The 11,849-nt window shown below is 42.6% G+C and carries 7 protein-coding genes and 1 pseudogene; 1 reads left to right on the top strand and 7 read right to left on the bottom strand.

The genetic code is table 11. From position 1 onward, the window contains the following. The 7 genes and pseudogenes from GNE10_RS24020 to GNE10_RS23990 all read right to left on the bottom strand — a co-directional run. Nucleotides 1-1,683, bottom strand: a 1,683-nt coding sequence (locus GNE10_RS24020; RefSeq protein WP_185567307.1) for a molybdopterin-dependent oxidoreductase, incomplete at its 3' end; no start/stop codon positions are given. Nucleotides 1,684-1,813: 130 nt separating this feature from the next. Then, entirely contained in the window at nucleotides 1,814-3,307 is a 1,494-nt protein-coding gene (locus tag GNE10_RS24015) for a NarK family nitrate/nitrite MFS transporter (protein ID WP_185567306.1), read from the bottom strand. A 217-nt stretch (nucleotides 3,308-3,524) separates the two neighbouring features. After that, entirely contained in the window at nucleotides 3,525-4,373 is an 849-nt protein-coding gene (locus tag GNE10_RS24010) for a nitrate ABC transporter ATP-binding protein (RefSeq protein ID WP_185567305.1), read from the bottom strand. Nucleotides 4,374-4,699: 326 nt separating this feature from the next. Then, a complete protein-coding gene (locus GNE10_RS24005; protein WP_185567304.1) occupies nucleotides 4,700-6,673 on the bottom strand; it encodes a nitrate ABC transporter ATP-binding protein in 1,974 nt (657 codons plus the stop codon). A gap of 104 nt (nucleotides 6,674-6,777) precedes the next feature. Then, on the bottom strand, nucleotides 6,778-7,611 hold the full coding sequence (gene ntrB / locus GNE10_RS24000) for a nitrate ABC transporter permease (protein WP_185567303.1): 834 nt from the start codon (nucleotides 7,609-7,611) through the stop codon (nucleotides 6,778-6,780). A gap of 94 nt (nucleotides 7,612-7,705) precedes the next feature. Then, a pseudogene (locus GNE10_RS23995) lies at nucleotides 7,706-9,028 on the bottom strand (CmpA/NrtA family ABC transporter substrate-binding protein). Between the two features lie 48 nt (nucleotides 9,029-9,076). Beyond that, nucleotides 9,077-10,696 (bottom strand): ferredoxin--nitrite reductase, encoded by a 1,620-nt coding sequence (locus tag GNE10_RS23990; protein WP_185567302.1) that lies wholly within the window; start codon nucleotides 10,694-10,696, stop codon nucleotides 9,077-9,079. A 721-nt stretch (nucleotides 10,697-11,417) separates the two neighbouring features. On the opposite strand from GNE10_RS23990, the gene GNE10_RS23985 reads away from it, so the two are divergent. Beyond that, a complete protein-coding gene (locus tag GNE10_RS23985) occupies nucleotides 11,418-11,831 on the top strand; it encodes a ubiquinol-cytochrome c reductase iron-sulfur subunit (RefSeq protein ID WP_185567308.1) in 414 nt (137 codons plus the stop codon). Nucleotides 11,832-11,849: the final 18 nt, after the last annotated feature.

The raw sequence follows: 11,849 nt of genomic DNA, 5'->3' as shown, positions 1-11,849 counted from the left end.
GTCCCCGCGTCCCCGTGTCCCCGCGTCCTCTTCTTGGTGAGGCCATTGAGTCGGCCCTTGTACTTGTAATTGCGCGTGAGAAATACCCGTCATATCGCAGGGGCGATTTTTGGTTAGTTGGACAAACTCGGCGTAAACTTCAGCGGAGTTAGCAAAGGCAAACTCTTTGGTAAAACCGAGGCGACGACCAACTTCGGCGAAAATTTCCCAATCTGGTTTCGCTTGTCTTGGTGGTTGGCGGAAGGCTTGACACAGAGTCACCATGCGTTCGGAGTTGGTCATCACGCCAGTTTTTTCACCCCATTGAGCTGCTGGTAGCAGCACATGGGCATAGGCAGTGGTTTCTGTGGGATAATAAGCGTCTTGGTAGATGGTAAAAGGCGATCGCCACAATGCCTTTTTTGTCCGTTCTAAATCTGGCATACTCACAGCTGGATTAGTAGCAGCAATCCACAGTAAACCAACAGCATTATTTTCCAACCCCGTAATCATGTCCCAAGCAGTTAAACCAGGATGGGGCGAAATTTGTCCTGGCTGGAGTCTCCAAAACTCTTCAATTTCTGCACGGTGCTGGGGATTTTTAATTAGCCGATAACCCGGTAATAAATGCGCTAAACCGCCAGCTTCCCGTCCTCCCATTGCGTTTGGCTGACCGGTGAGGGAAAAAGGCCCAGCCCCAGGTTTGCCAATTTGTCCGGTCATCAGGTGCAGGTTGATGATGGTTCTTACCTTAGCTGTTCCTTCTGAGGATTGATTTATACCCATCGACCACAACGACAACACCCGTTGTGATTCACCCCAATACCGTGCTGCTGTTTCTAAATCTTCAATACTGATACCACATTCGCGAGCCACCACTTCTGGCGGATAGTGGCGAATAACCTCGGCATAAGCTGGAAAATTGCTGGTACAGTCGTCCACGAACATGGTATCAACGTAGTTCCAACGCATCAACAAATGAGCGATACCGTTTAACAAGTCGATATCTGTACCGGGACGAATGGCTAAATGTAAATCTGCGGTTTCTGCGGTTGGCGTGCGTCGGGGATCGACCACAATCATTTTGACTTTGCGGTTCTTTTTGTGATACTTTGCCAATCGATTGAAAGCAATGGGATGACATTCAGCTGCATTAGTGCCAATTAAAAATGCACAGTCAGTTAACTCCAAGTCTTCGTAACAGCAAGGGGGGCCGTCTGCACCAAAACTTTGAATGTATCCAGCCACAGCACTAGACATACATAAACGGGAGTTAGCATCAAAATTATTGCTACCCAAACACCCTTTCATGAATTTCTGGGCTATGTAATAGTCTTCAGTTTGAAACTGACCAGAACCATACATACATATAGCTTCTGGCCCTTGAGTTAAACGCACAGTTTGAATGCGTTTGACGATGACATCGAAAGCTTCATCCCAACTCACACGGCGAAACTCTTGGTCTAGAGAGTCTCGCACCATTGGGTAATGTAATCTATTTTTATCTAAAGATTCGGCGATGGTTGCACCTTTGACACAAACCATACCCTGACTCGATGGATGAGTTTTATCACCCCGCACTCGCCAAATAGGATTTCCTTCGTTATCTCGATTAGTTGCTTTATTTAGTTGGGCTGGGGGTGAAACTTCTAGTCCACAACCGACACCACAGTAAGGACAAAGGGTTTTGGTAAACTCACTCATACCAATTTTGGATTTTAGATTTTGGATTTTGGATTAAAAGTTTTAGAGGTTGTTTAAAAAGTTTTGATGTGTGAAATATTTTTTTACCCCTCCCTAACCCCAGGGCTGTTTCATTCGCTAAAGTGTGATTTTATTCTTCAGTTAAGAAGATATTATTCTGGTTTGCTGATATTTCACTTTCATCAGTAGCAAAGGAATTTTTCGGTTCTTTGAGGAAGAAGGCACACATAAAAGCGCAAATTATCGCCGCTAAACCCATTGTGTTAAATAGCGTGGGAGCGTCGGTTAAGCTAAAAATTGTCAGGTAAACCACGCCGCCAAAATTACCGTAAGCTCCGACGTTACCGGCAATTTGTCCGGTGGCTTCTTTCTTAATTAACGGGACAATGCTGTAGGTTGCACCGCAGCCAGCTTGGGCAAAGTAAGCAGCAAACATTGTCACTGCGATCGCCAGGGGAATCGGCCAGTTACCATTAATAAAATGTGCCATCAAATAACCAATGCCAATGCCAGCACTGATAATTGTCATCGTCCATTTACGGGAGCCAAATTTATCAGAAATTAAGCCTCCACTAGGACGAGAAACTAAATTTAAAAAGGGATAAGTAGCAGCAATCATCCCAGCTACAACATGTTCTAAAGCAAAGGTTTTTTCAAAAAATGCCGGCAACATGGAAACGGCAGCAAGTTCAGAACCAAAGTTAGTTACATAAGTAAATTCAAGTAAAGCTACTTGTCCAAATTGAAAGCGTTCGGCTGGTGCGTAAGTTTTTTTGCCAATTAAAAGTTCGCGGTTGACTTGCCAAGCTTTGTAACTTTGATAAAAAAATAATCCTGCTAATAAGAACCAAGCCAAATACATTTGGCTCAAAGTTAAGAAGTGAATATTCTTTTGTTCCAAGCGCCAAGCTAATAAACCAAGAGCAAAAATTAAACCAAAATTCGAGGCAATCATCGCCCAAAAGCTTTTAATACTGGTGACTTCTAAAGCACCATTTTTCTTCGGCTTTTTGTAGACTTTACCAGTGGGCGTATCTTGGACGCTGTTGTAATAAATTATGCCGTAGATGGCTGCAATGATACCTGTAAAAGCGATCGCTAATCGCCAATTAGAAGCCCCACCAGCCAAAAAGCTTGTAGAAACTGCAATTATTGGTAAAGCAAACTCGGCACCAAAAGCCCCAAAGTTACCCCAACCGCCATAAATACCTTGGGCAATTCCCATCTCCTTCGGTTGGAACCATTCCGCCACCATCCGAATACCAACAACAAACCCAGAACCAACAATTCCCATCAGCAAACGACTAATGACTAATTGATGAAAATCTTGCGCTAACGCCGTCGCCAAACAAGGAACAGCCGCAAATATCAACAGCATTGAATAGGTAATTCTAGGGCCAAAACGATCCAAAAGCATCCCAATAATTAACCGTGCCGGAATCGTCAAAGCCAGGTTACAAATGCCCAAAGTTTTGATTTGTTCCGGCGCTAAATCTAATTGTTTGCCAATAGTTGTAGCAAAGGGAGCAAAATTAAACCAACAAACAAAAGTGAGAAAAAAAGCAAACCAAGTCTGATGTAAGATGCGATAGCGATCGCTGAATGAAAATAGATTTTTAAGCATTCTGATTCTTGAAAAGATGGGGAATGTTGACTGAGCAATGGGGGAGATGTAGCTTTAGCTTCTCTTTCAGAGACGCTAACGCGAACCCGTAGGGTGAGAGGTGGGGGAGATGGGGGAGATGGGGGAGACAAGGGAGACAAGGGAGACAAGGGAGACAAAGAGAATAACTCCTAACTCCTAACTCCTAACTCCTAACTCCTCCCCCATGCCCAATTTTCTATTCGTCAGCATGAGCAAATCGGCGATAAAGGAAGTCTAGGGCGTAGTTACGCAGGTTGTAGTATTCCGGGTCTTCCATGATGCGGCGACGGTTGCGGGGGCGGGAGAAGGGAATATTCAGGATTTCGCCGATGTGTGCGGCTGGGCCGTTTGTCATCATCACAACTCTGTCGGCGAGGAAAAGGGCTTCATCAATGTCATGGGTAATCATGAGTACGGTGACTTGATGTTCGCGCCAGATTTGCAGTAGTTCTTCTTGTAATTCTTCTTTGGTGATGGCGTCTAGCGCACCAAAGGGTTCATCAAGAATTAAAACTTGGGGACGAATGGAAAGGGCGCGGGCGATGGCTACTCGCTGTTTCATCCCACCAGAAATTTGACTGGGTTTTTTGTCGGCGGCTTCTGTTAGTCCCACCATTGCTAAATGTTCTCTAACTATTGCGCGTTTTTCTGCTTTCGTTTTTTTGGGAAACACGGAATCAACGGCGAGGTAAACGTTGTCAAAAACATTCAGCCAAGGTAATAGACAATAATTTTGGAATACCATCATCCGGTCGGGGCCTGGTTCGGTGATTGGTTTTTCTTGCAGGAGGACGACGCCATCGGTGGGATTGTTAAAGCCGGAAATCATATTCAGGAGGGTTGATTTGCCGCAGCCAGAATGACCAATTATGCAAACAAATTCGCCCTCGCGCACTTTTAAGTCAACTCCATCGAGTACGGTGTAAGGGCCTTCGGAAGTTGGATAAATTTTGCTTACGCCTTCTATGACTAAAAAATCTTCGGCTTTTTGGGTTTGCTGTTGATTGATTTGGGTTTTGCTGCTGGTTCCGTTTACTGTTTGCATGATGAATTTATACCAATCAATTTTTAATTAGAATTTTTTTTGAACGAACCGCAAAGGACGCAAAGGACGCAAAGGAAGAGATAGGTAATCTTGTGGACGGAAAGAAGTAATGGAGTTCAAATACTCATTAATGGAGTTCAAAGCTTCATTAATGACTGACAAATCAAAAAATATCCAGTTATTCTTGTGGGGTGGGCGTCTCGCCTGCCCAGTCCATAGGGCGGACAGGATGTCCACCCCACAATATTGGATAATTTATTTTTTTGAGTTCTATTAATGGAGTTTCTTTGTTGCCTTTTGCCCATTGCCTCTTGCCTTCCCAATAACTAAATAAATACTTCCTCAACCCGGATTTGCCGTTTGATTTCCAAACTTTTGAGATACTCTATCGGCTCTGATGGGTTAAAAACTTTACCATCAAATAAGTGAATCGGGTCATCTTCACCGATATCGAGTAAGCCGAGGTCGCGGGCAGCTGCACCAAATATGTCTGTGCGACACACTCTTTCAATTACCTCTACCCAGTTTTTGGGGAAAGGAGTTAAGCCCCAACGTGCTAGCTGAGTAATCATCCACAAAATTTCGGTGCGGTTGGGATAATTGGTTTTATTGACAAAAAACTGGTTGTATGATTTAAATTCTTGTGGTTCTGTACCGTCGCCGCGATCGTAGGGGTCAAGGAAACCAGGACGAACATACACAGGATCGATGTCGAGGTACTGAGAACGGCAGAGTATTTCTAAGATTTCTTCGCGGTTGCGGAGGTCGTCACAGTATTGACAAGCTTCTAATAGTGCTTTGACGAGGGCTAGATAAGTTTCTGGGTACTGCTGCGCCCAATCTTCCCGCACTCCCAAGACTTTTTTCGGTTGTCCTGACCACGTTTCTAAGGCTGTGGCGGCAATAAAACCTAAATCTTGATGAACAGCGAGGTAGTTCCAAGGTTCTCCGGCGCAGTAACCGTCTATATTTCCGGCTTTGAGTTGAGAAACCATTTCCATTGGTGGAATCACCATGATGCTGACATCGCTGTCGGGATCTATACCACCAGCCGCTAGCCAATAACGCAGCATTAAGTTCACCATTGATGTTGGATGAGCTACACCCAAAGTTAAAATTTGGTCTGGAGTTGCATTAATGGCGGTTTTTAAGTCAGCTAGGTTTTTCACACCTTGGCTATACAATCTTTTGCTTAAGGTGATGGCGTTAGCATTGCGAGAAATATTTAGGGCATTGACTACAGGAATTGGTTTTTTGTCGCCAGCGCCCAAAGTCAAGGCTAAGGGCATTCCCGCCAGCATTTGGGCTGCGTCTAATTTCCCGGTAGCAATTCCTTGAGCGATTTCTTTCCAGCTAGAGGCACGAGTAAGGGTAATATTATCTAAACCGTATTTGGCTAAAAAGCCTTTTTCTTGAGCAACGATTAAAGGTGCAGCATCAGTTAAGGGCATAAAGCCAATTTGGAGATTGACTTTTTCTAAGCCGTTGCGGGATATATTCGTTGTTGCTTGGCGTTTTTTGAGTTGCTTTTGTTGGTTGAGGAAGTAAATCATTTCATTCCGCAGACTGTAGTAGCTGGGATGTTTGACCACTTCCAGGCGTTGACGCGGGCGGGGGATCGGGACTTCGAGAATTTGGCCGATATGGGCTTCTGGGCCATTGGTGAGCATAACAACGCGATCGCTCAACAGTAACGCCTCGTCCACATCATGAGTTACCATCACACAAGTAACGTTGTGTTCATTGCAGATTTTCATCAATTGTTCTTGCAAACTCCCCCGCGTCAACGCATCCAACGCTCCAAAAGGTTCATCCAGCAATAACAACTTCGGACGAGTAGCTAAAGCGCGGGCGATGGCTACCCGTTGTTTCATCCCCCCAGATAACTCACTCGGACGTTTATTAGCCGCTAAACGCAGCCCCACCATATCAATATGTTCTTCGATAATGCTGCGGCGATCGCTTTTAGACTTACCCTTATACACTTCATCCACAGCAAGAGCGACATTTTCCCGCACTGTCAACCAAGGTAGCAAAGAATAATTTTGAAACACCACCATCCTATCTGGACTAGGATCTCTAACTTCTCTCCCCTCCAAAGTCACACCGCCAATACTCGCTCTATCTAAACCAGCAATGATATTCAGCAAAGTAGACTTACCACAACCAGAATGTCCAATTAAAGAAACAAATTCCCCTTGCCGAATTTTCAATTCAATATTTTTCAGAGCAATATATTTGCCCCCATTTGGAAGTTCAAATACACGGTCAACGTGGTCAACTTCAACAAAAGTACTCATAGCAATTTTGGATTTTAGATTTTGAATTTTGGATTGGGTATGGGGAAAGGGGAAAGGGGAAGATTAAATTTATTCCTTTTCCCTTTTCCCTTTTCCCTTTTCCCCTATTCCGGTACAACTTTGCTGGCGATAAAGCCAACTAATCTATCCAACATTAAGCCGACTAAACCAACATAAATAAGTGCGAGAATGATTTCGCTTAAATTAGTTTCTGTGGTGGTGTTGTAAGCGTCCCAAATAAATGAACCAATGCCGACACCGCCGACTAACATTTCTGCGGCAACAATGGCTAACCAAGATAAACCAATGCCAATGCGTAAGCCTGTGAAGATATAAGGAACAGTGGCAGGAAATACCACTTTTAAGAAATACTTTCCCCCTTTCAAACGCAAAACTCTAGCTACATTTATGTAGTCTTGAGGAATTTGTTGTACGCCTACTGTTGTGTTGATGATAATCGGCCAAATTGACGTAATGAAAATTACAAAAATAGCTGAAGGATTAGCTTGTTGAAATGCTGCTAAAGAAATTGGCAACCATGCCAAAGGTGGTACAGTTCGTAAAACTTGGAAGATGGGATCTACTGCATTATAAAGTAACTTGTTAGCACCAATTAAAATTCCCAAGACAATGCCAACAATTGCCGCTAAAGAAAAGCCTAAACCAACTCTTCCCAAACTACTAAGTATTTGCCAACCCAGACCTTTATCACTTTCACCATTATCAAAAAATGGATGAATAATAAAAGGGTTCCAAGTTTCTGAAAATGTTTCTATGGGGCCAGGTAATTTAAAGTTAGGGTATAAACAAAGTAATTGCCAAATCACTAAAAAAATAGCTAAAGCTAACACTGGCGGCAGAATTTTTTGTGAAACTAATTTATTGAACTGCCTGCGCCGATTTTTTTTGATACTACGATTCCCAAGGATAGCTGCCATTTTTCTTATTTCTCTTGTGCATCAAAATTCAAGTTTGTAGTAAGGACTTTAGTCCCGATCATTTGTTGATGAGCGATAAATCGCTCACTACAAGCTAAACTTTCTTAATTTTTAAATTTTGCAAATATTCTTCTGGTTTTTCTGGGTCAAATTCCACACCATCAAAGAAAGTCTCAATTCCACGCGAACTACTTTGAGGAATTTGAGCATCAGTCACACCAATAGCTTTGGCTGCTTGTTTCCACAAGTCTTCCTTATTTACTTGAGCGACTATTTCCTGAATGTTGATATCTTTTGGTAAATAACCCCAGCGAATTTCTTCTGTTAAAAACCAAACATCATGACTCTTATAAGGATAAGAAGCATTATTTTCCCAAAACTTCATGCGATATGGGAAATTTTGCTGAGTACGTCCATCGCCAAAGTCAATATTACCCTTCGACCTTTCTAAAATATCGGAAGCTGCAACATTAAAGTATTTTCTATCAGAACAAATTTTACACATTTCCTCTTTATTTTCCAAGCGATCGCACCATTGTTGAGCTTCCAGAATTGCCATTAACAATGCTTGGGCAGCATTAGGATTTTTATCCACCCAATCTTTTCGCATTGCAAAAGCTTTTTCTGGATGATCTTTCCACAATTCCCCTGTCACTAAAGCTGAATAACCTAATTTTTAGTTAACTAATTGAGCATTCCAAGGTTCTCCTACACAAAAGGAATCGATGGTGTTAACTTTCATATTCGCCACCATTTGTGGTGGTGGTACTGGTTCTAAAACCACATCTTGGTCTGGATTAATGCCACCAGCCGCTAGCCAATAGCGCATCCACAAATCATGAGTACCACCAGGAAATGTAATGCCAAATTTTAAAGATTTTTTATTTGCTTTAGCTTGGCTAGCAGCTTCTTTCAGCCCTTTACTTTCTAAATTTACATTCAGTTCCTTAAATTTATTGGCTACAGAAATAGCCTGACCATTAGTATTTAATCTTGCCAAAATATACATTGGCACTTTATCGTTAATGGTCATCAAATAAGGCATAGGACTGAGGATATGTGCGCCATCAATACCACCGCCAGCCGAGCCAATTTTCAAGTTATCACGGGTAACAGGCCAAGATTTTTGTTTGATAACCTCAACATCCGTCATCCCATACTTGGCAAATAAACCTTTTTCTTTAGCAATAATCAAAGGAGCAGAATCAGTTAAAGCAATAAATCCTAACTTAGCTTTCGTTGTTTCTACCTTCGGTGCATTAGCCACAGTAGAAACATTAGCAGCTGGAGCAGCAGAAGGAGCATCGCTACTTGTTGAACTTGTACTACTATTAGAAGAACAACCGTGAGCCAAAATAGAAGCCGCAGCCGCAGTAGTTGTAGTAAAAATAAATTTTCTTCTCGAAAAATTTGTCATTTGTTATTAGTCCTTAGTCATTAGTCAACAGTCAACAGTCATCAGTCATCAATCAACAACCAAAGCTTCTTCCTTAACTTTTGCCCCAAAGTTTTTGATGAGTAAATCTTGCAATATTGGCTGTAAATCTTCACAGGGTATGCCTTTGATAATGCAAGTTCCGAGATGGGCATCTTTACCAACTTTGCCACCCATATATATGTCAACGCCTTCGAGGGTTTTACCATTTTTGCGGGTTTTAGTTCCCATCAAACCGATGTCTGCAACTTGAGGCTGTCCGCAGGAATTAGGACAACCAGTCCAGTGAATTCTCACGGGATGGGTGAAGATTAACTCTTCTTCTAAGGCTTTAATCATCCCCAGGGCGCGGTTTTTGGTTTCGATGAGGGCAAAGTTGCAAAATTGTGCGCCTGTGCAAGATACTAGCGATCGCGTCAATAAACCAGGGTTAATGGAAAATCTTTCTAGCAATGATTCTGTTAAAAATGTTGCTAACCTTGATTCGCTAACGTTGGGAATAATGATATTTTGCTCCACTGTCAAGCGGATTTCGCCACTGCCGTAAACTTCCGCCAGCCGTGCAATTTCAAACATATCTTCGGCATATAATCGACCGACAGGAATGTGCAAACCTACGTAATTTAATCCTGGTTGCTTTTGTTTATATACACCAATGTGGTCGCGTTTTTGCCAGTCGATTTCATCTTTTGGCGCTGCGGGTAACAATGATTTACCCAAGCGATTTTCTACTTCTTGGCGAAACTTTTCTAAACCCCATTCATCAATTAGCCACATCAAACGGGATTTTTGCCGATTAGCACGTAAACCGCGATCGCGAAAAACTTCTAAAACAGCTCTACATACAGCTACCACATCTTCTGGAGCCACCCAAGCATTCAAAGGAATCGCCGCTTCACAACGTTTAGCAGAGAAAAAACCACCGACTAAAACGTTAAATCCGAATATTGGGGATGGTGAGGCGGAGAGTGTTGGTGATAAATTCCCCGTCTCCCCGCGTCCCCGTGTCCCCCCGTCTTCCCTAAATGCTGGTACGAAAGCTAAATCATTAATCTCCGCGTGAACTGAATTGTCTCTTCCACCAGTGATGGCAATGTTAAACTTCCGTGGTAGATTGCTAAACTCTGGATTGCCTTCGCCTTTGTTGGTGAGCATATCTTGAATTTGCTGTATCAACTCTCGCGTGTCGTACAACTCATCTGCATCTAACCCCGCCACAGGATCGCCTGTGATATTGCGGACGTTATCCATCCCTGACTGGACGCTGGTTAAGCCAACTGCGTGAAATCTATTAAAAATATCTGGTAAATCAGAAATCCTGATTCCCCGCAATTGAATATTTTGTCTGGTGGTAATATCAGCACTCCCCTCATCTCCGTAACGCTGCACTACTTGGGCTAAAACACGCATCTGAGTGCTGCTGAGAATACCGTTAGGCATCCGCAGCCGCATCATAAATTGACCTGGAGTGACTGGGCGAAAAAATACACCCACCCATTTGAGTCGATGATCTCGGTCTGTTTCGTCCATTGCTTCCCAACCCAAGGCGGCAAATTTTTCGATCTCACTCTTAATAGCGAGTCCATCTTTTTGGGCCTTGAATTTCTCGAACTTATTCAGGTTGGCGGTGGTAGTTGCTGTGTCTGTCATGAGGCTGACTCTCGTTGCAAATTACTAATAAGCGTCAAAATTTGTGCTGATTACCCAATACCAATCAACCCGTAGTCCCATCAGGTGTTGTATCTACGAGGATTAGAATTGAAAAACTGAGATATACAATTACGGCTGATTATTTATACTTGCGAAAATTCCAAAGTGAAACTTAAAATCCGTACTTTGTTGAGGCAAATTTGTTGCCATTTACATTTTGGGAACTTGTCAAGGAGTTTTGGCCGCTGTTTATGTAACAATTTCGATACTCATAAGTTAAGGTCAGATTTCTGTTAAAATCGTATAAATTGTTACGGTTTTTTAGTAAAAATGCAGAAAATGTATGATATGTATGCATTTTTTACATCAAATTTAGTTCTAAGTAATGCAAAGTGCTTATAGCAAAGGTATTTGAGATGACTGAAGGAATTTTCAAATACTATGTAGCAATGGTATTTAAGGGTTGACTGATGACTGATGACTGATGACAGTCAAAAGAAAAATATTTCACAAATAATTTAGGGCTGGTATAGTTCAATACGTGAGCAAAAATCGCAAATTGAGTTAAGGAACTCCAAAAAATAAATTATTCCGGTTCCCGTCGTTGACTGCTGAGTGTCAACCGTCAACAGTCAACAGTTAACAATCTTCCGTGGAATATTTTTTGACTTTGAAGTCCCTTACAGATATCAGCTTAGACATAAAAATTATTTCACTAGCTATGAAACGTCGTGATTTTATTAATTGGGTAGGTTTGGGTTTGATAGGGAGTTCTTTGCCTGTGGCGATCGCAGCTTGTTCTTCCCTGAAAAATATAGGATTAGAAGACTGGGTATCGGTAGGGCCATCGGCAGAATTAGATAAAACAGGTCAATTGCTGGCGAAGGAGTCACCTGTTGGGCCTGTGTTGGTATTCGGCACATCTAAATCTGGAAATCTGACGGCTGTCAGCCTTAGCTGTACTCACGCAGGTTGTACCTTGGGATGGAAAGCTGACACCAAAAAATTAGTCTGTCCCTGTCACGGTTCAGAATTTGGGGTTGACGGTAAAGTCCAAAGAGGCCCAGCAAAAGAAGCGCTGAAAACCTTTGCCGCCAAAATTGAGGGTGATTCGGTTGTAGTGAAACTAGGTTAAATAAATTGGGGCATGGGG

The sequence above is a fragment of the Nostoc sp. 2RC genome (genome assembly GCF_014222165.1).
In the GTDB taxonomy this organism is placed as follows: domain Bacteria; phylum Cyanobacteriota; class Cyanobacteriia; order Cyanobacteriales; family Nostocaceae; genus Nostoc; species Nostoc linckia.
This window is presented reverse-complemented; position numbering and strand designations above follow the sequence as displayed.

What these genes read in the sequence shown, in the direction of transcription:
- GNE10_RS24015 (WP_185567306.1), bottom strand. Translation starts at nt 3,307, where the DNA reads ATGCTTAAAAATCTATTTTCATTCAGCGATCGCTATCGCATCTTACAT.
- GNE10_RS24010 (WP_185567305.1), bottom strand. Translation starts at nt 4,373, where the DNA reads ATGCAAACAGTAAACGGAACCAGCAGCAAAACCCAAATCAATCAACAG.
- GNE10_RS24005 (WP_185567304.1), bottom strand. Translation starts at nt 6,673, where the DNA reads ATGAGTACTTTTGTTGAAGTTGACCACGTTGACCGTGTATTTGAACTT.
- ntrB (WP_185567303.1), bottom strand. Translation starts at nt 7,611, where the DNA reads ATGGCAGCTATCCTTGGGAATCGTAGTATCAAAAAAAATCGGCGCAGG.
- GNE10_RS23990 (WP_185567302.1), bottom strand. Translation starts at nt 10,696, where the DNA reads ATGACAGACACAGCAACTACCACCGCCAACCTGAATAAGTTCGAGAAA.
- GNE10_RS23985 (WP_185567308.1), top strand. Translation starts at nt 11,418, where the DNA reads ATGAAACGTCGTGATTTTATTAATTGGGTAGGTTTGGGTTTGATAGGG.